General features: G+C 62.9%; 18 protein-coding genes, 1 tRNA gene and 2 pseudogenes. 7 read left to right on the top strand and 14 right to left on the bottom strand.

Annotation, left to right across the window (positions count from 1 at the left end):
• Window positions 1-26: 26 nt before the first annotated feature.
• Complete coding sequence (locus HU766_RS21700; protein WP_186660496.1) at window positions 27-1,058, top strand: sensor domain-containing diguanylate cyclase; 1,032 nt, start codon at window positions 27-29, stop codon at window positions 1,056-1,058.
• 122 nt (window positions 1,059-1,180) lie between these two features.
• Here the strand turns inward: HU766_RS21700 and HU766_RS21705 are convergent, their stop codons facing one another.
• The 4 genes and pseudogenes from HU766_RS21705 to HU766_RS21720 form a co-directional block, all read right to left on the bottom strand.
• The gene (locus HU766_RS21705; RefSeq protein ID WP_186660498.1) at window positions 1,181-2,449 is read right to left on the bottom strand and encodes a response regulator; all 1,269 of its coding nucleotides are present in this window, start codon (window positions 2,447-2,449) and stop codon (window positions 1,181-1,183) included.
• A 136-nt stretch (window positions 2,450-2,585) separates the two neighbouring features.
• Window positions 2,586-3,863, bottom strand: coding sequence for a 4-aminobutyrate--2-oxoglutarate transaminase (gabT, locus tag HU766_RS21710; protein WP_033703273.1), 1,278 nt, complete (start codon window positions 3,861-3,863; stop codon window positions 2,586-2,588).
• Window positions 3,864-4,045: 182 nt separating this feature from the next.
• Entirely contained in the window at window positions 4,046-5,488 is a 1,443-nt protein-coding gene (gabD, locus tag HU766_RS21715; protein WP_186660500.1) for an NADP-dependent succinate-semialdehyde dehydrogenase, read from the bottom strand.
• 340 nt (window positions 5,489-5,828) lie between these two features.
• Window positions 5,829-6,309, bottom strand: a pseudogene (locus HU766_RS21720) (aryl-sulfate sulfotransferase); the annotation flags it as partial.
• Window positions 6,310-6,534: 225 nt separating this feature from the next.
• Here HU766_RS21720 and HU766_RS21725 point away from each other — a divergent pair.
• Together HU766_RS21725 and HU766_RS21730 are read left to right on the top strand one after the other, a co-directional pair.
• Window positions 6,535-6,611: transfer RNA gene (locus tag HU766_RS21725), tRNA-Arg, on the top strand.
• A gap of 161 nt (window positions 6,612-6,772) precedes the next feature.
• On the top strand, window positions 6,773-8,503 hold the full coding sequence (locus HU766_RS21730; protein WP_186660502.1) for a dipeptidase: 1,731 nt from the start codon (window positions 6,773-6,775) through the stop codon (window positions 8,501-8,503).
• 39 nt (window positions 8,504-8,542) lie between these two features.
• Here HU766_RS21730 and HU766_RS21735 read toward each other — a convergent pair whose 3' ends face one another.
• Genes HU766_RS21735 through HU766_RS21745 form a run of 3 tightly spaced genes read right to left on the bottom strand, consistent with a single transcriptional unit; the run spans window position 8,543 to window position 12,541 of the window.
• Window positions 8,543-9,376, bottom strand: coding sequence for a hypothetical protein (locus HU766_RS21735; protein ID WP_186660504.1), 834 nt, complete (start codon window positions 9,374-9,376; stop codon window positions 8,543-8,545).
• On the bottom strand, window positions 9,373-10,986 hold the full coding sequence (locus HU766_RS21740; RefSeq protein ID WP_186660506.1) for a hypothetical protein: 1,614 nt from the start codon (window positions 10,984-10,986) through the stop codon (window positions 9,373-9,375). The genes HU766_RS21735 and HU766_RS21740 overlap by 4 nt, the downstream gene beginning before the upstream one ends.
• Before the next feature lie 22 nt (window positions 10,987-11,008).
• Entirely contained in the window at window positions 11,009-12,541 is a 1,533-nt protein-coding gene (locus tag HU766_RS21745; protein ID WP_186660508.1) for an OmpA family protein, read from the bottom strand.
• A 254-nt stretch (window positions 12,542-12,795) separates the two neighbouring features.
• Between HU766_RS21745 and HU766_RS21750 the strand changes: the two are divergent.
• Window positions 12,796-13,232, top strand: a pseudogene (locus HU766_RS21750) (CBS domain-containing protein).
• Between the two features lie 6 nt (window positions 13,233-13,238).
• Here HU766_RS21750 and HU766_RS21755 read toward each other — a convergent pair.
• The 3 genes from HU766_RS21755 to HU766_RS21765 all read right to left on the bottom strand — a co-directional run bounded on the left by HU766_RS21755 (window position 13,239) and on the right by HU766_RS21765 (window position 14,709).
• Complete coding sequence (locus tag HU766_RS21755) at window positions 13,239-13,877, bottom strand: hypothetical protein (RefSeq protein WP_033703287.1); 639 nt, start codon at window positions 13,875-13,877, stop codon at window positions 13,239-13,241.
• Between the two features lie 69 nt (window positions 13,878-13,946).
• Window positions 13,947-14,189 carry a DUF2789 domain-containing protein gene (locus tag HU766_RS21760; RefSeq protein ID WP_186660510.1) on the bottom strand — a complete coding sequence of 81 codons (243 nt, stop codon included), beginning with the start codon at window positions 14,187-14,189 and terminating at the stop codon, window positions 13,947-13,949.
• Window positions 14,190-14,250: 61 nt separating this feature from the next.
• Window positions 14,251-14,709: a YbaK/EbsC family protein gene (locus HU766_RS21765; protein ID WP_033703289.1), complete on the bottom strand. Its 459-nt coding sequence runs from the start codon at window positions 14,707-14,709 to the stop codon at window positions 14,251-14,253.
• 97 nt (window positions 14,710-14,806) lie between these two features.
• Between HU766_RS21765 and HU766_RS21770 the strand changes: the two genes are divergently transcribed.
• Window positions 14,807-16,138, top strand: coding sequence for a nodulation protein NfeD (locus HU766_RS21770; protein WP_186660512.1), 1,332 nt, complete (start codon window positions 14,807-14,809; stop codon window positions 16,136-16,138).
• An 11-nt stretch (window positions 16,139-16,149) separates the two neighbouring features.
• Window positions 16,150-16,902 carry a slipin family protein gene (locus HU766_RS21775; RefSeq protein ID WP_027595137.1) on the top strand — a complete coding sequence of 251 codons (753 nt, stop codon included), beginning with the start codon at window positions 16,150-16,152 and terminating at the stop codon, window positions 16,900-16,902.
• 77 nt (window positions 16,903-16,979) lie between these two features.
• Here the strand turns inward: HU766_RS21775 and HU766_RS21780 are convergent, their stop codons facing one another.
• The 3 genes from HU766_RS21780 to abc-f form a co-directional block, all read right to left on the bottom strand.
• A complete protein-coding gene (locus HU766_RS21780; protein WP_033703291.1) occupies window positions 16,980-17,612 on the bottom strand; it encodes a LysE family transporter in 633 nt (210 codons plus the stop codon).
• Window positions 17,613-17,736: 124 nt separating this feature from the next.
• The gene (locus tag HU766_RS21785) at window positions 17,737-18,324 is read right to left on the bottom strand and encodes a mechanosensitive ion channel family protein (protein WP_186660514.1); all 588 of its coding nucleotides are present in this window, start codon (window positions 18,322-18,324) and stop codon (window positions 17,737-17,739) included.
• Complete coding sequence (abc-f, locus tag HU766_RS21790) at window positions 18,324-20,234, bottom strand: ribosomal protection-like ABC-F family protein (protein WP_186660524.1); 1,911 nt, start codon at window positions 20,232-20,234, stop codon at window positions 18,324-18,326. Before abc-f ends, HU766_RS21785 begins: the two co-directional genes overlap by 1 nt.
• 50 nt (window positions 20,235-20,284) lie before the next feature.
• On the opposite strand from abc-f, the gene HU766_RS21795 reads away from it, so the two are divergent.
• Window positions 20,285-20,767 (top strand): TIGR02444 family protein, encoded by a 483-nt coding sequence (locus HU766_RS21795; RefSeq protein WP_186660554.1) that lies wholly within the window; start codon window positions 20,285-20,287, stop codon window positions 20,765-20,767.
• On the opposite strand, the gene HU766_RS21800 is transcribed toward HU766_RS21795, so the two are convergent.
• Complete coding sequence (locus tag HU766_RS21800) at window positions 20,743-21,801, bottom strand: AlgP family protein (protein WP_186660526.1); 1,059 nt, start codon at window positions 21,799-21,801, stop codon at window positions 20,743-20,745. The genes HU766_RS21795 and HU766_RS21800 overlap by 25 nt on opposite strands.
• Window positions 21,802-22,007: the final 206 nt, after the last annotated feature.

Below are 22,007 nucleotides of genomic sequence, written 5' to 3' on the forward strand. Positions count from 1 at the left end.
GGCACATCGCCCGCGTGGCGGGCCTGATGCTGGCCGCACGCTTCCTTGTCGAGACTCGCTCCGTGCACATGGCCAAAAAACTCCCAACATCCCTGCCCGGCACCCCACCTCCAGAAGCCGCCCAAACCTTGCTGGCCTTGCTTCACGCCCAAGGCGAAGTCGCGCGCCTGAGTGAGCGCGAACAGCTGTTCAGTTCATTGCTCGACAGCGTCAACGCCGTGCTTTGGGCGTTCGACTGGGAAGCCCGCCAGGTGCTGTACGTCAGCCCTGCCTACGAACGCATCTTTGGCCGCCCGGCCAGCCTGGTGCTGGCCGACTACAACGAGTGGCGCGACAGCATCTACCCCGACGACCTCGAATACGCCGAGCGCAGCCTGGCCCAGGTGCTGCTCAAAGGTTCGGTGGAAGACCGCGAGTACCGCATCCTCAATGCCGAAGGCCAGGTGCGCTGGCTGAGCGACAAGTGCTACATCAACGAGCAGCGCGAGGGCGAGCAGCGGGTGATCGTTGTCGGCATCGCCGAGGACATCACCGAGAAGAAGCAGCTTGAAGGCGAACTGCATCGCCTGGCCACCACCGACGTGCTGACCCAAAGCAGCAACCGCCGGCACTTCTTCGAATGCGCCCAACAGGCGTTCGACAGCGCCCGCGAGGACGGCACGCCCCTGGCATTCCTGCTGCTGGACATCGACGACTTCAAGCAGGTCAATGACAGTTACGGCCACCAGGAAGGCGACCAGGTACTGCAACGCATCGCTGACAGCGGCAAAGCCGTGCTACGCCGGGGCGACCAGTTCGGGCGTATTGGTGGCGAGGAGTTTGCGGCAGTGTTCCCTGGCTGCAATGCGCAGGTGGCAGAGCAGATTGCCGAGCGTTTGCAACGCGAGATCCAACGGCTGAGCTTCAGCCATGGCGATCACGAATATGGTGTGACCGTGAGCCAGGGGCTGACGGCGTTGAGCGACGAGGACGAGTCCCTGGACAGCCTGTTCGCCCGCGCCGATGCGGCGATGTACCGGGCCAAACGCCAGGGGAAGAACCAGATCGTACGGGGGTAGTTAGGTGAAATTTGGGGGGGTGTGGATGCCTGGAGATTGTACTTAGGGCCGCTGGGTGCCTGGCTTGGTTTTTTCAGGGCGGCGCTCGATGTTCGCGGCACCCCCAAGCCCAAGACAAGCACTTAACCGCCCTCACCCGCCCCATTTTCGTCCGCAGGTGATTCTTCACCCTGCGGCTTCACCTCAGGGTTTTCCACCTTGCGCAACCGGCTCAGCTCCGGCAAGCCGATCTTCAGCAGCCGCGCAGTCTTGTTACTGGCAACCGACTCCAACCCATGACCCGCCGGCAGCCGCGACAATTGCCCGGCCAGGTTCATCGCCAGGATCTCCCGCGAATACACGCCACCGCCCAGTTGGTAAACCGCCGCGATCAATTCGCGCAGCGCCAGTGGCAAGCGCCAGCGCGTGCGCAATGCCGAACCAAACGCTGCGCCGTATTCATCCAGTGACTGCTGCACCCTGCCCTCGTCCAGCTCCCCACCGGCCAGGCGCCACTCCTGCAGGCAACGCAACACCGCCAGGTCACCCAGGCAGTGCAGCAGCCCCGCGCAGTAGCAACGCCCTTCGTCCAGTTCGAGCATGCGCGCCAGGCTGCGACCGTATTCGGCACAGTGCAGCGAGAGGTTCCAGTAGTGGGCCGCATGCTGCGCCAGCAGCGGGTCACTCAGCCGTGCGCTGCGCTTGAGCGTCATGCCCAGGATCAGGTTCATGCTCTGGGTACTGCCAAGCTTGTTCAACGCCTGTAGCAGGGTCTGCACGGGCGCATCGCGGTGCAGGGCAGCGCTGTTGGCGGCGGCGATCAGCACCGCCGTGACCTGCGGGTCGTTGCGCACTTCCTCTTCGAGCACCTTCAGGTTCAGGCCCTGGGGGTTCAGCGCCCGCTTGATCGCCACCTGCACATCGGCCAGCAGCGGCCCACCATCGGCGGTAGCGCGGCGCTGTTCCAGGTAACCAGGCAGGCTGGCACCCGGCTGCAAGTGCGGCACCGGGCAGGCGATTTCCTCACCCACGGCCAGCAGCAGCTCTTCAAGGCGCTTGCGCAGGTTTTCCAGGTTCAGTGGCTTGCTCAGATAAGCCGTGGGGTGCAACGGCAACGCCTCGCGCACGCTGGCGCTGTCGCTGCGGTTGCTCATCAGAATGAACGGCAACCCAGGGCCCTTGGCGCGCACCTTGCGCAGCAGGTCGAGGCCATCGACGCCGGCCAGCTCACGCGCAGCGATGATCAGGTCGGGCTTGCTCGATAGCGCGGTCAGTGCCTGCGAGCCGTCGGCGCAGACCTGCAGCCGGGCGTCGCAGCGCACGCTGAGCAGCATCTCCTTGAGCATGTCACGCACCCACGGGTCGCCTTCGACTATCAATACGCAAGGTGGGGTGGGGTCTACAGCGCTCATGGCCAACTCCTGAATATCCCTGGCACGCAATCCGTCGCAGCTTCCTCGGCAAGTCCTGCGTCAACCATAGCGCCCCTCAGGTTTTCTGGGCACAAAAAAAACCCGCCGAAGCGGGTTTTTTCAGAAGCGCGTCACATTAGGCCAGTTCAGCGAAGCACTCTTCGATGATGGCCAGGCCTTTGTCCAGCAGCGCGTCTTCGGCGGTCAGCGGGACCAGGATACGCAGGACGTTGCCGTAGGTGCCGCACGACAGCAGGATCAGACCCTTGTCACGTGCCTTGGCAACTACTTGGCCAACAGCAGCGGCATTCGGGGTGTGAGTACCTTTCTCGAAGACTTCGACAGCAATCATCGAGCCCATACCACGGATGTCACCGATGATCGGGTTTTTGTCCTGGATCTTGCGCAGGCCGGCAACCAGGTGCTCGCCAACGGCCTTGCTGCGGTCCAGCAGTTTCTCTTCTTCGAACACTTGGATCACGGCCAGGGCCGCGGCGCAAGCGATCGGCGAACCGGCGTAAGTGCCGCCCAGGCCACCTGGGGCGATGGCGTCCATGTATTCGGCCTTGCCGCACACACCGGCCAGCGGGAAGCCGCCAGCGATCGACTTGGCGAAGGTGGTCAGGTCAGGCGCGACGCCCATCTGCTCCATGGCGAAGAAGGTGCCAGTACGGCCAGCGCCAGTCTGCACTTCGTCGGCGATCAGCAAGATGCCGTGCTGGTCGCACAGGGCGCGCAGGCGCTGCATCAGCTCTTTCGGCGCCGGCAGGAAGCCACCTTCACCCTGAACAGGCTCCAGGATGATCGCGGCGATGTCCTTAGGCTCGGCATCGTTCTTGAAGATGCGCTCGACCGAAGCGATGGCGTCGTCGACGCTCACACCGTGCAGTTCGTTCGGGAACAGTGCGCGGAAGATGCCGCCTGGCATCAGGCCCATGCCAGCGGAGTACGGCACGACCTTGCCGGTCAGGCCCAGGGTCATCATGGTACGGCCGTGGTAAGCGCCGGTGAAGGCGATCACGCCAGCACGGCCAGTGGCGGCACGGGCGATCTTGACGGCGTTTTCAACGGCTTCGGAGCCGGTGGTGACCAGCAGGGTCTTCTTGTCGAAGTTGCCTGGGACCAGCTTGTTGATCTTCTCGCACAGCTCTACGTAGGGTTCGTAGGCCAGCACCTGGAAGCAGGTGTGGCTGACTTTGGTCAGCTGTTCTTGCACAGCTGCAACCACTTTCGGGTGCAGGTGGCCGGTGTTCAGTACAGCGATGCCGCCGGCGAAGTCGATCAGTTCGCGGCCTTCAACGTCGATCACGGTCGAGTTCTTCGCGGTATCAACGAAGATCGGGTGAATTTGGCCGACGCCACGTGGGACGGCAGCTACACGGCGTTGCATCAAGGATTCGTTGGTCTTGCTCATAATGCCCTCATTGCGCCGATCGGAATGGCGCTTTTATTCGGGGGTGGCTGGGAGTGCTCGCGCACAGTATTCGTTGATCGACTGCCGTGAACGCCCTGGCCACCAGGTACTGCATGTAAAAAAGGCCAGCGAGACGTCGCTCTCGCGCCCCGCTGGCAGAGGTGAAGCCTTTTAACCGGTGATCAGACGCTGATGCACAGGTATTTGATTTCGAGGTAGTCCTCGATACCGTATTTGGAACCTTCGCGGCCCAGGCCCGAAGCCTTGATGCCGCCGAACGGCGCGACTTCGTTGGAGATCAGGCCGGTGTTGATGCCGACCATGCCGTATTCCAGGGCCTCGGCAACACGGAACACACGGCTCATGTCACGGGCGTAGAAGTACGAAGCCAGGCCGAACTCGGTGTCGTTGGACATGGCGATGACTTCGGCTTCGTCCTGGAAGCGGAACAGCGGCGCCAACGGGCCGAAGGTCTCTTCCTTGGCGACAGCAGCAGTCTTCGGCACGTTGACCAGAATGGTCGGCTCGAAGAAGTTGCCTTCGATCAGCTTGCCACCGGCCAGCACCTTGGCGCCTTTGGAGACCGCGTCTTCGATGTGCTCCTGGACCTTGGCGACAGCCTTGCCGTCGATCAGCGGGCCGGTGGTGGTGCCGTCTTCCAGACCGTTACCGATCTTCAGCTTGGCCACTGCGGCGGCCAGCTTCTCGGCGAACGCGTCGTAGACGCCGTCCTGCACGTAGATACGGTTGGCGCAGACGCAGGTCTGGCCGTTGTTACGGTACTTGGAGATGATCGCGCCCTCGACGGCCTTGTCCAGGTCGGCGTCGTCGAACACGATAAACGGGGCGTTGCCGCCCAGCTCCAGGGAAACCTTCTTGATGTCCTTGGCGCATTCTTGCATCAGCTGGCGACCGATTTCGGTCGAGCCGGTGAAGGACAGTTTGCGTACCAGGGAGTTGCCGGTCAGCTCGCCGCCGACTTCGCCAGCGCTGCCGGTGACGACGCTCAGCACGCCAGCCGGAATACCGGCACGGTGAGCCAGCTCGACCAGGGCCAGGGCGGAGTACGGGGTCTGCGAAGCAGGCTTGAGCACCATGGTGCAGCCAGCGGCCAGGGCCGGGCCGGCTTTACGGGTGATCATCGCCGCCGGGAAGTTCCACGGGGTAATGGCCGCGGTAACGCCGATTGGCTGCTTGATGACGATCAGGCGCTTGTCGGGCTGATGGCCCGGGATGGTGTCACCGTAGACGCGCTTGGCTTCTTCGGCGAACCACTCGATGAACGAGGCCGCGTAGGCGATTTCGCCCTTGGCTTCGGCCAGTGGCTTGCCTTGCTCGGTGGTCATCAGGCGAGCCAGGTCATCCTGGTTCTCGATCATCAGTTCGAACCAGCGACGCAGCTTGGCCGAACGCTCTTTGGCGGTCAGGGCACGCCAGGCCGGCAGGGCCTTGTCGGCGGCTTCGATGGCGCGGCGGGTTTCCGCGGTGCCCATCTTCGGCACGGTACCGATGACTTCGCCGGTGGCCGGGTTGGTCACCTTGATGGTCTGGCCATTGTCCGCATCCAGCCACTCACCATTGATATAGGCTTGCTGGCGGAACAACTGAGCGTCTTTGAGCTGCATGTCGGCTTCCCGAATTGTTGATTGTTGAAAAGCGCCCAAAGCAGGGCATCGAGCGTTTGAAATCTCAAACGAATGCTAAGCGGCTGCTGGGGTGTAGGACAATAGGCTGTTCGAAAAAAAGAACGAATGGTTGAACAGCCCATCTGAAATCGCCCGCAGAACGGCCGCTACAGGGTAGACGATCGGGCGGGGAGAAATGTGAAAGGGGGGTGTTTGGCGTGAGATTTTCAGTGCCTGTGAGATCGAGCGCCGCCCGCGCGGCGCTCGATTTGCGCCCCACCTCAAAACCCAAGGCAAGCGCCCGAAAGCCACACCCCCCTGATCACAAAACGATCAAACCTCAAAACGCCGTGGCCAAGTCGATCACCAACGCCCGATACCCCACCTTGGCCTCGTCGACCTTGTATTCCACCGCGCGGCTGTAGCTGCCGGTCAGTTTGGTCGGGGCAAAGTCACGCCCCCAGCCGTTGTCGAACACGGCCAGCCAGGCCGTGTGCTGGGTCCACGACCAGTCAAAGCCCTCGCTTTCAACCGGCGTCAGCACCTTGTCCCGCAGCCGCTGCGGCCAGCCTTGGGGCGAGGCGAGGATCCACTTCACCGCCTTGTCGCGGCCAATCTTCACCACCCCTTGATGGCGTGCTGAAACGATGATGCTGTGGCCATCTGCGTCGTAATCGATGGCATTGACGTGCGCCCAGTTGCGCCCGGCACCCACCCCAGCGGTGTCACCCAACGGCAGGTCGCCACGGTACGGGTCGAGGATCTGGTTCAGGCCCCAGAAGTCGAGTACATCCCCCCGCCTCGTTGACCTCGATGATGTGTGAGACAGCCCGCCGCCAACCAGGCCGACGTCACTCCGCCGCTGGTCAGCTTCGACGGGGTCGGTAAAGTCTGCGGCAACCGGCGCGCCGGGTCGAAGGGCTGCGGCCTGAACTGATTGCGCTATGAATGGCTAGCGCGCTGCCACAGGATCACCCCGGGGAAAAACAGCCACAGATCAAGGCGATGGACGCAACCGAAACAGATGGGTATCATGCGTGCGCGTTGCACTCGTAGCTCAGCTGGATAGAGTACTGCCCTCCGAAGGCAGGGGTCGTGGGTTCGAATCCCGCCGAGTGCGCCATCTTCGAAAGCCCTGGGATTATTCCCGGGGCTTTTTCGTTTGTGCGACATGTCGCGTTTCTGGTACTCCCGTACCGCAGAGCATTGGTGTTAGCGTGGGCACCTTCCCGTTTTTCGAACGGGTACCTCCCTACAACGATTCGCGAAGGAATGCGCGCACCCATGCACCTGAAAAAACTCACCGCAACCTCACTGCTGCTGGCCAGTATCGGCCTGTTCAGCGTGCCGGCCCAGGCCAACCTCTCCCAGCAACAATCTGCGGCCATCATCAAGGCCTACGACGGCACCGACCCTGCCGACTTCAAGCAGTTCATCGGCAAGCTCAACGGCAGCGACCTGGCCAAGGCCGACAACCTCGGCGAAACGCTGAGCGCCTACCTGGCCAACAAACCCCTGGCCGTCGAACAGCAAAACGAGATCAACCGCCTGCTGGGCCTGTATACCCGCATCAAGTACGGCAAGGCCGCCACCGAAACCCTGCGTGAACTGGTGGCCATCCCCACCGTCAGCGTCGACGGTGTGCCGCAGCACGAGAACCCGCAATTCCTGAAGATCGCCGACAAGATCAAAGCCCTGGCCGAAGGCTTTGGCCTGAACTTCCGCAATGTCGACAACCGGGTCTACGAGATCACCCTCGGCGAAGGCAAGGAAGTGGTCGGCATCCATGCCCACGCCGATGTGGTGCCGGTCAACCCGGACAACTGGAAGCTGGACGATGGCACCCGCCTCGACCCGTTCAAGGTCACCCTGGTAGGTGACCGCATGTACGGCCGTGGCACCGAAGACGACAAGAACGGCATCGTCGTGGCGCTGTATGCACTGAAAGTGGCCAAGGACGAAAACCTGCCGCTGGCCCGGCAGCTGAAACTGCTGGTGGACACCACCGAAGAGACCAGCGGGGATGCCATCCCCTACTACTTCGAGCGCAACCCGACGCCCGACTACAACCTGGCGCTCGATGGCGGCTACCCGGTGGTGATAGCCGAGAAGGGCTACGGCACGGTGATGGCCAGCTTCGACAAACGCGCCGCCAGCGGCCAGGGCGCTGAAATTACTCACCTCACCGGCGGCCTGGCCACCAACCAGATCCCCACCACCTCGGTAGCCACCCTGGCCAGCGACAAGCCGGCTGAACTGGCCGCAAGCCTGAACAAGGCCGGTGCCGAGTATGTGAAGGGCAATGGCGGTGACTTCAAGATCGACGCCAAGGTGGCTGGCAAGGACGTGCTGCTGACCGTCACCGGCGTCTCGGCCCACTCTTCGGAGCCCGAATCTGGGGTCAACCCGGTGGCGCGCATGCTGGTGTTCATCGATGGCCTGGGCCAACAGGTGCCGCTCAAGCACAACCAGTTCACCGACGCCGCTCGCTATGCCAACGACAACTGGGGCCTGGACTACCTGGGCAAGAAGCTGGGCGTAGGCTTCGAAGATGCGTTCATGGGCCCGCTGACCGCCTCGCTGACCTTCGTCGGCGTGGATGACAAGGGGCTGAAACTGGCGGTGAACCTGCGCATCCCGAAAGGCAAGCCGGTCGCCACGATCAAGCAGGAACTGGTAGCCAGACTGGGCAAATGGACCAGCACCAGCCATGTCCCGGTCGCCTTCGACTACAGCCTCGACGAGCCGATGTTCCGCAACCCGGAAGGCGAATGGGTCAAGGCCCTGCTGGCCGTGGCCAGCGAAAACCTGGGCATGAAACATGAGTTCGGCACCTCGGCGGGTGCCACCTCGGTGCATGACCTGCCCAACGGCGTGCAATTCGGCCTGGCCATGCCTGATGTGAAGTACACCGGGCATAACGACAACGAGTTCAAGACCGTGGAGCAGTTCATGCTGGATCTGCAGGTGGTGAGCGAGATGGTCGCGCGCATCGGGCAGATGCCGAAGCTGTAAGCAAGCACACTGGGGCCGCAGCGCGGCCCCAGTGTCTGATTACCGAAGGTCGGTGCTCAGGCTCGGTGTACCAAAGCCTTCCAGCGTCGCGTTGGACGCATTCAGGTACTGCGCCCAGAAGTTGTTCAGCGCATCCATGGTCTTGCCGGAACGGTAGGCATGCTTCACCGCGTCGGTGACCAGGCCTGCGCCAGACACATACACCCGTGCACCCTGCAGGTCCGCATACAGCCCCTTGCTTTGCGCAAGCTTGAGCTCGCTGGCGACATCCAGCTGCTTGATCTGATTGGCGGCGTAGAAGCTGGTGTAGTCGGAATGCTCGAGCATGTCCGAAATCAGGTACACCACCCGCTCCTGGACACCCTGCTCCTTGCCCATGTCGTCACCCACGCGGCGCAGCGTGTTCATGATCTCGCTCTTGGGGATGTCCTGGCGGGCTTCACGCAGGCCTTTCACGAACAAGCCGCCAAAGCCTGCCTGAAAGGCTTTTTTCTGGGTCGCCAGGCACTGGTCCAGGCCACGCAGTTTGCGCATGTTCACATCGTCACGCACCTCGCCCTGCAACGGCATGTCCAGCTCGCCGGCATACACCAGGCGCTGATACTCACCCGGCAGGAACGCCGAGAAGGTATACAGCCTGACGCGATCGCCCGGCTGCACGAACCGGTCGATCTGGCCCCAGCTGCTGCGTTGCAGGTCTTCAGGCATCGGGATGGTCTGATCGATGATCACCACCAGCTCGCGGCCGGTCCCTGCTGGCTTGATATCGGCCAGGCCGTTGCGCGTGTAGCAGCTCTGCAGGTCGTTGCGTTCGGCGGCCAGCGCTGCACACGGCAGCGCCAGCGCAAGGATCAGGGCCTTGGCAAGCCTCATGACAGCATGCCCTCCTTGTTCGCCGGGAACAGGCCAAGCGCCTTCAGCGCCTGCTGTTGCTCGCGGATATCACGCAGTTGCGCCTCACTGACATTCAGCGCACGGCTGGCGGCAGCCAGGCTTTCTTCCGGCAGGCCGGTGACATCGTGGAAGTCAGACGCCTTGATAGCGGCCGGCTCGACCACTGCCGCAACTGGGGCAGCTGGGGCCGCTGGGGCAACGGCAGGCTGGGGCTCGACCGGCGCGGCGGCGGCGACGGCGACCGCAGCTGGCGCTGGCGCAACGGCTTCAACGGGCCGAACTGGCTTTTCCGGCTTCTCCGAGATTTTGTCTGCCTTGTGCTCGACGAAACTCAGGAAATTGCGGCGGGCGGTATTTTCCCCGTCCAGCGCAGTCAGCACGTTGGCATCGGTGTGATCGCGGCTGGACAACAAGGTCTGCAGGCGACGCAGCTTGTCATCGGCATGGCTGGCGATGGCCGAACGCTGCTGATCCATTGCATCGAGCATCTCTTCGGAGGTGGCGTACTTGTGGGTACGCTGCCAGGCGGTATGCGAGTGCGTACCGGCGAAGAAGTAGCGGCTCGCCAACCACAGGCTGATGCCTTGAATCGCCACGTAGATCAGCGACAGCATCACATAGGTGGTCAGGCTGGCCTTGCGGATCGCCTGCATCTTGTCGTCGATGGTGGCGTTATCCGCTTCATCGTTGATGGCCTGGGACTCTGCCGGCAGGTCGAATGGCGACCCTGCAGTGCTGCTTTGCGAGGACGCTTCGGCACGCATGCCGTTGACCATTTCGGTCTCGATGCTGTCCAGGGTGGCCGAACGGATGACGAAGGCGCCGATGGCCATGGCAACCACGAACACACCACAAGTGATCAACCAGAAGAACTTGCGCGTGACGTTGGCGTTTACATCCTTTACGCGGGCCAGCAGCTGCTCGTAGTCAGGCTTGTCCGAGTCGTCGAACGAGTCTTCCAGGTTGATCGCTTTGTTGGACTTCAGGGAGCGGGAGCGCTTGGAGGGCTCTTCACCTTGCCACCAGTGGCGGGCGCGGGCGACCAGGCTGTTGTGGTGCAACGCGTGCCCGGCGGCTTCGGCAAGAAACGCCGAGGCGACGGCCAGCAGGATCGCCACAAAAGCGGTCAGCCAATGACGGTCGTTGGTGGAGGCATCCATGTTCACCCAGCCGGCGACCACATAGGCGAAGCCCATGGCCTCGACCACCACCAACATCAGTACTACCGCCAATACCCACCACGGGCGCGCAGAACGCCCGGCCTCACCAGCCTTGGACAGGTAATCGAGGTAGGCGCTGTAGGCGTTCGCGTCCTTGGCGTACAGCTTGAATTTTTTGTTGTACACGTTCGCCAGGTTGACTTCGTGGTTGATCCAGCCGTCACCGTCGACCGAAGCTGGCTTGCGCGACAAGCGCGCCACCGTGCCGATCAAGGGGAAGCTGTGCCAGACACGGATCAGAAAGTAGGACACCTCTTCCCAGTAGTTACGCACGATCACCGCCGTGATCAGCAGCGAAAGCAGGCCAGCGGAAAGCAACTGATTAGCGAGAATCAGCGATTTGAGTGCAGCAAGCGAAAAGTCTTCCATTCAGGACGTCCTTGACGGGGATTTATTTTTTGGCCGGGATCGGCTTGTAGGAAGCGACATACGCGTCACTGCCGGCGGCATAGAACAAGGCACCCTCGTTGACTTCGGCGTTGCCTTTGCTGAACACGATATCCATGCAGGAAATCGAGGCCTGGGCATCACTGGCGAAGACCCGGTACAGCACTTCGCTTTCGCCTTCATAGGTGTTGGCCACGGCGTTCATCGTCCGCGTCTTGTGCTGGGTGGGCAGCTTGTAGTCTTCGACCAGCTGAAGGATCGGCTGGCGATCGACCCGGGCGTTCTCGCGCAAGATCGAGACCGGCGACACGGTCACCAGGTGCCCGTTGACCAGGTTGGCCCAGACACGGTTGTTGTAGCCCGGCAGATAGTCCTTGGTGGCGCGCCGCTGCAAGGGCTGGTCATTGGCCATGCTCAGCACTTCACCGGCATTGCGTGGCCGGTCGGCTTCGCAGCTGGACATCGGCATCTGCGCCGCGTAGGCGCTGCTGATCAGCGTGAAACCGCTCTGTTTCGGCTTGATGTTCTGGGCCATGGTCCAGTTGTAGCTGGCAACCGGCGTACCCGCGAAATCGACTTGCGGTCGTGCGCCAGCAACGGCCTTGGCAGTGCTGGTGCTGGTGCTGGTCGCGGCAGGCGTACGCTGCGCCGTGGTGGCTTTGGTCGGCGCAGGCTTGCTGCTCGCTTGCGCCGTGGTGGCCGCCTGACGGGGCTTGGCGGCGGTCGAGGTGCCGTAGTGCAGGTAGCGGGTGTTGCTCGCTTCGGCCTGGGCACGCATTACCAGGGCCTGTTCGTTTGCCAGCTCGACGATTTCCACGCGGCGGTTCTTGCCACGTAGCAGCGGGTCGCTGTTGTCGGCGATCGGGCGCGATGCCCCGGCCCCTTGGTAGTAGATCGCGCCGGCCGGGATGCCGGCCTGCAGCATGACCTTGCCGACCGTCTTGGCGCGGCGCTCGGACAGCTTCTGGTTGAACTCGGCATTACCCACCGCATCGCTGTGGCCAACGATCAGCAGGCGACGTGCTTGCGCCTCCTTGGCGGCAGCCTGCTTGTCGCTGGCCGCAGGCTTGGCATACATCTGCGCCAGCTTGGCCACGGCCCGCTGGCCGCTTGCGGTCAGTTGGTCGGAGCCGGTGGCGAACATGCCGGTGTCCTCGATCTGAGTCACCAGGCCTGCCTGTTCAGGCACCGCCGTTACCACGGCGGCCGAGGCGACCGTCAACTGCTCGGTGGTGATCTTCAGGTTTTCTTCCTTGGCGATGCGGTCAAGCTCCTGCAGGCGGGACTGCCACACATAACCGACGACGCAACCCAAGGCGCCGCCAGCTGCGGCGCCCGGCAAGATGCCGTCCTTGCCTTTGAGGGCATAACCGGCAGCCCCCCCGGCCACGGCCCCGACACCACAGAGCACTGGCAGGCCGTAGTCCTTGCCAATGTCTTTCACAGTCTTGGAAATACTCTCCCTCTGTTGGCTGCTGCAACCGGCAGCGATCATGAAGGCGCAGCTTAGCGCTGTAAGGCGAAACATACTTTGCATTGCGGCTCCTTGCCGAACGAGGTCTAGATGATGGCAACTTGACATGCATTGTCACAGATTATTGGGAACATTACCGCCCCCAGGAAGGTCCCCAGCACACTAAATCTGGCCTGCCTCCTGCGCGAAGTACGCAATCGGCTCAACCATGACGTTTTTCAATCGCCTCCATGCCGTTTCCTGCATTGCCGTGCAGAGCGCCGTGCCGGATGCTTTATTTACTTGGAGACAACGCTTTTTCCACCGCAGAGGCCCGTATGAAAAACGTCGAACAAATCCTCAAAACCAAGTCGAAACACCAGACCGTTTACACCATCGGCCCTGACGACTCGGTGCTGGAGGCGCTCAAGCTGCTCGCGGAGAAGAATATCGGCGCACTGCCGGTGGTGGAGAACAACCAGGTGGTGGGCATCGTCAGCGAACGCGATTACGCCCGCAAGCTGGTGCTCAAGGGCCGTTCGTCAGCGGCAACACCGGTGCGCGAGATCATGAGCGCCCGGTGATCACGGTCGAACCCAAGCACAACCTGGAATACTGCATGAACCAGATGACCAACCTGCATTTGCGTCACCTGCCGGTGGTCAGCAACGGCGAGCTGCTCGGCCTGTTGTCGATCGGCGACCTGGTAAAGGAAACCATTGCCGAGCAGGCCAACCTGATCCTGCAGCTGGAGCAGTACATCCGCGGCGAATGAACCGCGTCAATGGTAGGCGCGCTCCAGTTCGTCCAGTTGATGGTCGAAGCTGCGCAGGCGCGCCGACCAGGTATACACCAGCACTTCAAGGTCGCGATTGAGCACTGCGGTGGTACCGTTGCCGGTACAGGTGGGCTCGCCCAGGTCGAGCTGGTAGCGCTCACGGGCCATGGCCGCCGCCACACTGGACAAGTCCCGCGCGTTGGCCAGCCAATGGTGTTGGTGATCGTGGATTTCGCGGTCAAGCGCCCGGCACTGGCGCTTGAGGGCATCCAGGCTCTGCTCCAGGGGCGTGCCTTTGAGCTCGCCCATGACCTCTTCGAACGTACGCCCGGAATGCCAGTAGCTACCCCAGAAATAGCGGTCGAACACCGTTTCGACCCGGCGCAGGGCCACCTTGGTGTTCCAGATGGTCAGCAACGTTCGCCCCTGAATCACTTCGCGCTTGTTCAGGTGCAAGTGCTGCCAGGCGATCCAGGTCAGCGCCACCAGCGCAACCGCCACGGTGACCGCGGCGGCGGCGTAGAGAAACTGCACCGCCTGGTTCATCTGTTGCGTCTGCCTGATGCCATAGAAGTAACTGGCCGTCAGCGTGCCCAGGATCGTCACGGAGCACCAGAAGCCTGGTGCGTAGGGATCTTTCATCGCGCTATCCCCTTATTGTTTTCCTGAGCATAGCAACGGCCAATCACTCGTCAGGTGCCGCTCGGCGCTTTATTTTCGGGGGCGACGCAACGCTTCGTTGAGTTGGTCGAAGGGCACCGCCCAATCGGCATCTTCATTGATGCTGTCCTTCAGGAAACTGCGCTGGGCGTCGGTCCAGAACGGGGCATCCACCAGCTTGATCTCGTTTTGCAGCGGTGAATGGCTGGTGATGAATTGATCGATACTCAAGGCATCGTCAGGCAAGCCCAGCTGTTTGAAAAGGTCTGCAAATGGGTGGGTAGGTGCTTCCATGGTTCCTCCTGAAAGCCGGCCAGGCCGTCTACGACGCCCGCCCGGCATTGGTTTGAGAACATCAGCACAGCTCACGCACTTCGGCGTGCGGCACCAGCTTCATGAACTGCTCCATGCTCATGTGGATCAGGTGATCGTGGTCACCTGCCTCCAGGTAGACATCACCTTGGCGGGTAAGGGTCGGGTCGAGCATCATTTTTATCGCGTAGGCATCGCCAAGCGCCGGTACCGCGCCCCGTTCGCAATCACCGAACAGGCTCGGCAAGCCGCTTTCGCGGGTCAGTTGCCAGGCGCCGGACATGCGTACCTTGCTCATGTCCAGGTGCCGGTTGGCCGGTAGCACGGCCATGATGTAGTTGCCATGCCGGTCATCGAGCATCACCGACTTGGCGACACGCTCGGCGGGCACGCCGGCCGTGCGGGCCGATTCCAGGCTGGTGGCCGAATGTGGATGGGGAATGATGTCGTAGTCGCAGTTGGCCTTGTCCAGGCGAGCCTGCAGCGTCTTTGCCATGCGCATGATGCACCTCCGCAGTTACCCCCAATCTTCAATTTTAGGCCTTGGGCCGCCAGCCATGACTAAACTTGTGTAATAGAGGCGAACGAGGTGACGACAGGTGGCCGCTCGCTGGTGGCGCTGGCTGTTGCTGTTGATGCTGCTCGGGTTGACGCCGAGCGGCCAGGCCGCGCCCGGAGCGGTCTGGGTGTTGAGCATCGACGATGCCATCGGCCCGGCCAGTGCAGACTACCTGGTGCGCAGCCTGGACCAGGCCCAGGCGCAGGGCGCGCAACTGGTGGTCATTCGCATGGATACGCCCGGCGGCCTGGACAGCGCCATGCGCCAGATGATCAAGGCAATACTCGCCAGCCCCGTGCCTGTTGCAAGCTTCGTCGCCCCCAGCGGGGCGCGGGCTGCCAGTGCCGGCACCTATATCCTCTATGCCAGCCATGTTGCAGCCATGGCCCCAGGGACCAACCTGGGGGCTGCCACACCGGTGCAGATCGGCGGCGCCCCCAAGGACGACAAGGCCAGGGCCGGTGACGATGCGCAAACCCTCGCCCGCAAACAGGTCAATGACGCCGCCGCCTACATACGGGGCCTGGCGCAGCTGCGCGGGCGCAATGCCGATTGGGCGGAGAAGGCGGTGCGTGAAGCGGTCAGCCTGTCTGCCAACGAGGCCATGCAACTGAAGGTGATCGACTTGGTGGCGAACGACCTGCCCGACCTGCTGCGCCAGCTTGATGGCAAGACGCTGGAGGTTGCCGGCCAACCACGGCAACTGCACACCGGCGATGCCAGCCTGGTCGAGCACCTGCCGGACTGGCGCACGCGCTTGCTGGCGGTGATCACCAACCCCAGCGTGGCGCTGATGCTGATCATGGTCGGCGTGTACGGCCTGCTGTTCGAGTTCATGAACCCTGGCTCCGCCGTTGGCGGCGTGATCGGCGGCATCTGCCTGCTGTTGGCGCTGTATGCCCTGCAGTTGCTGCCGGTGAGCTACGCCGGAGTCGCGCTGATTTTGCTTGGGCTGGCCTTTATGATCGCCGAAGCGTTCTTGCCCAGCTTTGGCGTGGTCGGTTTTGGCGGCATCGTTGCGTTCGTGGTCGGTGCGGTCATCTTGATGGATACCGATGCCCCCGGCTTTGGCATCCCCTTGGCGTTGATCGCCAGCCTGGCACTGCTTTCGGCGCTGTTCATCGGTGGCGTGCTGAGCATGGCGCTGAAAGCGCGCAAACGCGCCTTGGTCAGCGGTGATGCCGGCCTGGTCGGCAGCCTGGCCACCGTCACCCAGGTGCTGGCAGACAACCCGTACTGCGGCTCGGTACAGGCGCAGGGCGAACAGTGGCAGGTACAGTGCGCGACGCCACTGCAACCTGGCCAACACGTGCGCGTCATGGCGCGTCGCGGCGTGATGCTGGAGGTAAGCGCCGCTGCACCTTCGCCGTAAGGAGAATGACGATGTTCATGCAATTGGGTTTCGGCGCCCTGCTGATGCTGCTGGGCGTGCTGTTGCTGTCGGCGTTCCGTATCTTGCGAGAGTACGAGCGCGGCGTGGTGTTCCAGCTCGGGCGCTTCTGGCAGGTCAAAGGGCCGGGGCTGATCTTGCTGATCCCGGTCATCCAGCAGATGGTCCGAGTAGACTTGCGCACGGTCGTGCTGGATGTGCCGCCGCAGGATGTGATCACCCGCGACAACGTCTCGGTAAAGGTCAATGCGGTGCTGTACTTCCGCGTGCTCGACCCCCAGAAGGCAATCATTCAGGTCGAGGACTTTCTCGTCGCCACCAGCCAGCTGGCCCAGACCACCTTGCGCGCAGTGCTCGGCAAGCACGAACTGGACGAGCTGCTGGCCGAACGCGAGCAGCTCAACGCCGACATACGCCAAGTGCTGGATGCGCAAACCGATGCCTGGGGCATCAAAGTGGCCAATGTCGAGATCAAGCACGTCGACCTCAATGAATCGATGGTGCGTGCCATCGCACGCCAGGCCGAGGCCGAACGTGAACGGCGGGCCAAGGTGATCCATGCCGAAGGGGAATTGCAGGCGTCCGAGAAACTGATGCAGGCGGCGCAGATGCTCAGCAAGGAGCCGGGAGCCATGCAGTTGCGCTATATGCAGACGCTGGGGGCGATAGCCGGAGACAAGAGCTCGACCATCGTGTTTCCGCTGCCGTTGGATTTGCTCAAGGGGTTTGTGGAAAAACCGAAATAGCGGGGGAGCGGCGGTGCGGCGATCCGACTTGCCCCGCGAACACCGGCGAAGCCGGTGCCATCACTCGCGGGCTTTTTTCAGATAGGCGCGCGGCGCAGGGTCGCCAGGAAGGTCGCCGCGCCGAGGAACAACCCGGCAAAGGTACGGTTCAGCCGCTTCTGCTGCTTGGGCGTACGCAGCAGGCGCAGCACGCGCGAAGCCAGGCCGGTGTAACCCGCCATCACCAGCATGTCGACGGTGATCATGGTCACGGTGATTGCCACGTACTGCGGCAGCAGCGCTTCATGGGGATTGATGAACTGCGGCAGCACCGCCAGCATGAACACCAAGGCCTTGGGGTTGCTGACGTTGACCAGAAAACCACGGAACACCAGGCTCAGCGGTTTACCGATGGGGCGTACGGCAGGCTCGTCGCTCATGTCCATCGGCAACGCACGCCATTGCTTGTAGGCGAGGTACACCAGGTAGGCGACGCCAAACCACTTGATGATCGTGAAGGCAGTGGCGGACGCAGCAAGGATGGCGCCGACGCCGGCGGCAATGATGGCGATCTGCACAATCAGGCCAATCTGCAGGCCCAGGGCGTTCCAGTAACCGCGCCAGAAACCGTACTGCAGGCCGCTGGACATCGAGGCAATCGCCCCGGCCCCCGGTGAAAGGCTGATCACCCAACACGCGGCAAAGAAGCCCAACCACACTTCCATCGACATCACACACCTCGCTCGAACATATGTTGCAAAACGTTAAGCTAAGGTGTTGGTGAAAAAATAACCAGCGATTTTTTGAGTGTGTGCGGGGGTTGTAGCGGCCTCTTTGCTGGCCAATGTCAGGGGGTCAGTCAGACTCGCTCGACAAGTCCCTGTTCAGGCCCTGCACTTCAGCCCCCCGCCAGCGCCGCACCGACTTCTGGAAGAACTGGCTGTTGGGCACTTGCACCAGCGCCCCGCCCGCCTCGGGCAATTCCATCAGCGTGGTGAACAGCAGGTTGATGGCTATGACCCGGCCTTTGACCCCAGGCTTGTCCAGGGTATCGACCAACTCCACCACATCGCCGATGCGAAACGGCCCGACGGTGAAGATCAACACTGCGCACAGCAGGTTGGAAAGCACGCTCCACATGGCGAAGAAGGCCACCGCGGCCACCGCGACGAAACCGGACAGCGCCGTCCACAGCACCGTCGCAGAAACCCCCATGCGCTCCAGCACGAACAGCAGTGCGCTGCCCATGATCAACCAGCGCAGGCTGCCACGCACCGGCACCAGCAACTCCGGCGGCAATGGATAACGCTGGCCCAGACGGCTGAGGCCACGGGCGATGACGCGCTGCAGCACGAAGGCGGCGGCCAGGATCAGCAGAATCTGCAACCCCAGCCAGAAGGTATCCATCCATTGCCCCGGCAGCAGCGAGCGCAACGCCTCCATCAGGACAGCGCCTCGAGCTCGGCCTGCATGCTCTCGAGGGTTTCCAAGGCTTCCATCCAGCCCTCTTCCAGCTCGCCTTCACGCTGCTTGAGCTTGCTCTGGCGGGCCAGCAGGTCACGCAGTTCATCCTTGCGCGCCGCCTCGTAGACGCCACTGTCGCCCAGCGCGGTCTCGATCTCGGCCAGCTGGCCGTGCACTTGGTTGAGCTCGGCCTCCAGCTTGTCGGCCGCTTTCTTGTGCGGTGCCAACTGCTGACGCAAGGCCGCTGCCGCCTGGCGCTGGGCCTTCTTGTCAGTCTTGTCCGGGTTGGCTGGGGCGCTACTGGCCGGCGCACTGCGCTGACGGTAGTCGAGCAGCCAGCGGCTGTAGTCTTCCAGGTCGCCATCGAAGGTACCGACCTTGCCGTCGGCCACCAGCAGGAAGTCGTCGGTGGTGCTCTTGAGCAGGTGACGGTCGTGGGAAACCACCACCACGGCACCGGCGAACTCCTGCAGGGCCATGGTCAGGGCCAGGCGCATTTCCAGGTCGAGGTGGTTGGTCGGTTCGTCCAGCAGCAACAGGTTCGGCCGCTCCCAGGCGATCAGCGCCAGGGCCAGCCGGGCCTTCTCGCCGCCGGAGAAATTCACCACCGGTTCGTCGACACGGTTGCCATGGAAATCGAAGCCGCCGAGGAAGTCGCGCAACGTCTGCTCGCGCTCTGTAGGGGCAATGCGCTGCAGGTGAAGCAGCGGGCTGGCCTTGTCGTCCAGGGAGTCGAGCTGGTGCTGGGCAAAATAACCCACGGCCAGGTTCTCGCCACGGACCAGGCGCCCCGACAGCGGTGCCAGCTCGCCGGCGAGGTTCTTGATCAGGGTCGACTTGCCCGCACCATTGGGGCCGAGCAGGCCGATGCGCGCGCCCGGCACCAGCTGCAGCTTGACCTTCTCCAGGATGGCTTTGTCGCCATAGCCCAGGCAGCCCTCGGACATGTCCAGCAGCGGGCTGGAGATTTTCTGCGATTCGCGGAAGACGAAATCGAACGGCGAATCGACATGCGCCGCCGACAGTTCTTCCATGCGTTCCAGGGCCTTGATTCGGCTCTGTGCCTGGCGGGCCTTGGTGGCTTGCGCCTTGAAGCGGGCGATGTACTTTTCCATGTGCGCGCGCTGGGCCTGCTGCTTCTCGTAGGCTTGCTGCTGTTGCGCCAGGCGCTCGGCACGGGTGCGCTCGAACGCGCTGTAACCGCCCTTGTACAGGTTGAGCTTGCGCTGCTCGACGTGCAGCACGTGGTCGACCACGGCATCGAGGAAATCGCGGTCGTGGGAAATCAGCAGCAAGGTGCCGGGGTAACCCTTGAGCCAGTCTTCCAGCCAGAGGATCGCATCCAGGTCCAGGTGGTTGGTGGGCTCATCGAGCAGCAGCAGGTCGGACGGGCACATCAGCGCCTGCGCCAGGCTCAGACGCATCCGCCAGCCACCGGAGAAGTCACCGACACGGCGGTCCATCTGCTCGTTGGTGAAACCCAGGCCTGCCAGCAGCTTGCGCGCGCGGGCATCGGCGGTATAGCCGTCGGCACTTTCCAGCTCACTGTGCAGGCGGGCCAGGGCGGTGCCGTCATGCGCCGTTTCGGCCACGGCAAGCTCGGCCTGCACCTTGCGCAGGCGCACGTCGCCATCGAGCACATAGTCCACGGCCAAGCGGTCGAGGGTGTCGACCTCCTGGCGCATGTGGGCTATGCGCCAGTCGCCGGGCAGCTGGCAGTCGCCGGAATCGGGCGAAAGCTCACCGCGCAGCAAGGCGAACAGGCTGGATTTTCCGGCGCCGTTGGCGCCGATCAAACCGGCCTTGTGGCCGGCGTGCAAGGTCATCTCGGCGCCTTCTAGCAAGCGCTGCGGACCACGCTGTAAAGTGAGGTTGGATAGTCTGATCATGATGGTCGCGGAGTCTACCAGCTTCCTCGACCCGTAGCGTGAGTGGAATCATGTGCACCGACCTGTGGAATCACGCCTTGGCCTTGTATGCCAGGCCCGGCGTGGAAGAGGCCTGCCTTGGCGTGCAAGCGCTGGGCGGCGACGTTTGCCTGTTGCTCTGTGCGACCTGGCTGCAAGCACGCGGCGTGGCCGTGACTGAGCAGCGCGCGCAAGCCCTGGTTGATATCGCCGAACCTTGGCAGCGTGAGGTGGTGGCCCCGTTACGTGGCCTGCGTCAACAATGGCGCACGGCAGCGCACAACGATGCGCTGTTGGCGGCATTGCGTGAGCAGGTAAAGGGGCTGGAATTGCAGGCCGAGAAGACCTTGCTGGAACGCTTGCAGGCGCTTTCGCAACAGTGGCCCGCAGACTCTCACGAGCCCACGGACGACTGGCTGGCCCGGCTAGCGCCGGACCAGGCCCGAGAACACCGCGCGCTGCATCAATTGCGCGTCGCGGCGGCAGCGCTTCAGGAGGCCGAAGACGGCGCCTGAGCCGGGGTGCTGGCAGGTGCCGAAGCGGCCGGGGCCGGGGCGGCCGAATTGGTCGCGGCAGCAGGCGTGCTGGTGGCAGCCGTGGCCGGCTTGGTTTCGGCTGGCTTGGCGGCCGCTGGCTTGGCTGCAGCTGGCTTGGCGGCTGCTTTCACCGCCGGTTTTGCAGCGGGCTTGGCGGCGGCACGCGCGGGTGCCTTGGTGGCAGCGGCCGGTTTCGCCGCAGGTTTGGCCGCTGCTGTTTTAGCCGGGGCTTTGGCAGCGGCTGGTTTGGCTGCAGGCTTGGCGGCAGCGGCCTTGGCGGGTGCCTTCGCAGCAGCTGGCTTGGCTGCGGGCTTGGCAGCAGCAGCCTTGGCCGGGGCTTTGGCAGCAGCTGGCTTGGCTGCGGGTTTGGCAGCAGCAGCCTTGGCCGGAGCTTTGCCAGCGGCTGGTTTGGCGGCTGGCTTGGCCGCAGGCTTGGCGGCGGCGGTTTTGGCTGGCGCCTTGGCGGCAGCGGGTTTAGCGACAGCTCTGGCTGGCGCCTTGGCAGTGGCGGCTTTGGCGGCTGGCTTGGCGGCGGTGCGAGCGGCTGGCTTGGTAGCGGCGGCTTTCGCCGGGGCTTTGGCAGCGGCCGGTTTTGCAGCCTTGGCGGCTACGGCGCGCTGGTCCAGCGCTTTGCTGGCGGCTTCACGCACCTTGCCCACACCCTGGGCCAGCTTCAGGCTGTCCTGGGCATCACGCTTGAGTTGCTGGATATAGGTGCGGGTCTGGGTCTGGCGGTCCTTGAGCGAGTCGAGCAACCCTTCAAGTTCACCAATGGCTTTCTGGGCCTTGGACTGCGCCTTGGCTTTACCTGCCTTGGCCGCGTCCTGCATTTTCAGGCGACCATTGTGCAGTTTCTCTTGTGCCTTGCCCCGTTGCTTTTCCAACTTGGCCAGCAGTTTTTCCGCATCAGCCAGCGCTTGCGAGCAGGCATCTTCCAAATGTTCGAGCAGGCTGCCCGAAAGTTGCTGGAGCAGGTGCAACGGCGTACTTACTGGCTTCTTTTTGGCCGACATGGTTTACCTCCTGGCTGACGAGATTGCGGCTCATACTATGCTTCTGCTGCTACCGCCGCTAGGGCATGTTGACAGTAATATTTACGCCGCGTTGCATGCCTGGGCAAAGTTGTTATCTTGCAGCTCCGTGAAAGTGTAGTTGCTGAATTAAGCGTTGCTCATATTTGGCAGATACTGGCCCACCCCGATGTTGGCTGTAACGGCCC

It is taken from the genome of Pseudomonas sp. SWRI77 (assembly GCF_014269105.1).
Taxonomy (GTDB): domain Bacteria; phylum Pseudomonadota; class Gammaproteobacteria; order Pseudomonadales; family Pseudomonadaceae; genus Aquipseudomonas; species Aquipseudomonas capeferrum.

Excerpts from the sequence above, each read along its gene's own strand:
- HU766_RS21735 (WP_186660504.1), bottom strand. The coding sequence starts at position 9,376 with ATGAGGCTTGCCAAGGCCCTGATCCTTGCGCTGGCGCTGCCGTGTGCA.
- HU766_RS21795 (WP_186660554.1), top strand. The coding sequence starts at position 20,285 with ATGTGCACCGACCTGTGGAATCACGCCTTGGCCTTGTATGCCAGGCCC.
- HU766_RS21760 (WP_186660510.1), bottom strand. The coding sequence starts at position 14,189 with ATGGAAGCACCTACCCACCCATTTGCAGACCTTTTCAAACAGCTGGGC.
- abc-f (WP_186660524.1), bottom strand. The coding sequence starts at position 20,234 with ATGATCAGACTATCCAACCTCACTTTACAGCGTGGTCCGCAGCGCTTG.
- HU766_RS21800 (WP_186660526.1), bottom strand. The coding sequence starts at position 21,801 with ATGTCGGCCAAAAAGAAGCCAGTAAGTACGCCGTTGCACCTGCTCCAG.
- HU766_RS21780 (WP_033703291.1), bottom strand. The coding sequence starts at position 17,612 with ATGTCGATGGAAGTGTGGTTGGGCTTCTTTGCCGCGTGTTGGGTGATC.
- gabT (WP_033703273.1), bottom strand. The coding sequence starts at position 3,863 with ATGAGCAAGACCAACGAATCCTTGATGCAACGCCGTGTAGCTGCCGTC.
- gabD (WP_186660500.1), bottom strand. The coding sequence starts at position 5,488 with ATGCAGCTCAAAGACGCTCAGTTGTTCCGCCAGCAAGCCTATATCAAT.
- HU766_RS21745 (WP_186660508.1), bottom strand. The coding sequence starts at position 12,541 with ATGCAAAGTATGTTTCGCCTTACAGCGCTAAGCTGCGCCTTCATGATC.
- HU766_RS21700 (WP_186660496.1), top strand. The coding sequence starts at position 27 with ATGCTGGCCGCACGCTTCCTTGTCGAGACTCGCTCCGTGCACATGGCC.
- HU766_RS21775 (WP_027595137.1), top strand. The coding sequence starts at position 16,150 with ATGTTCATGCAATTGGGTTTCGGCGCCCTGCTGATGCTGCTGGGCGTG.
- HU766_RS21765 (WP_033703289.1), bottom strand. The coding sequence starts at position 14,709 with ATGCGCATGGCAAAGACGCTGCAGGCTCGCCTGGACAAGGCCAACTGC.
- HU766_RS21755 (WP_033703287.1), bottom strand. The coding sequence starts at position 13,877 with ATGAAAGATCCCTACGCACCAGGCTTCTGGTGCTCCGTGACGATCCTG.
- HU766_RS21785 (WP_186660514.1), bottom strand. The coding sequence starts at position 18,324 with ATGGAGGCGTTGCGCTCGCTGCTGCCGGGGCAATGGATGGATACCTTC.
- HU766_RS21705 (WP_186660498.1), bottom strand. The coding sequence starts at position 2,449 with ATGAGCGCTGTAGACCCCACCCCACCTTGCGTATTGATAGTCGAAGGC.
- HU766_RS21730 (WP_186660502.1), top strand. The coding sequence starts at position 6,773 with ATGCACCTGAAAAAACTCACCGCAACCTCACTGCTGCTGGCCAGTATC.
- HU766_RS21740 (WP_186660506.1), bottom strand. The coding sequence starts at position 10,986 with ATGGAAGACTTTTCGCTTGCTGCACTCAAATCGCTGATTCTCGCTAAT.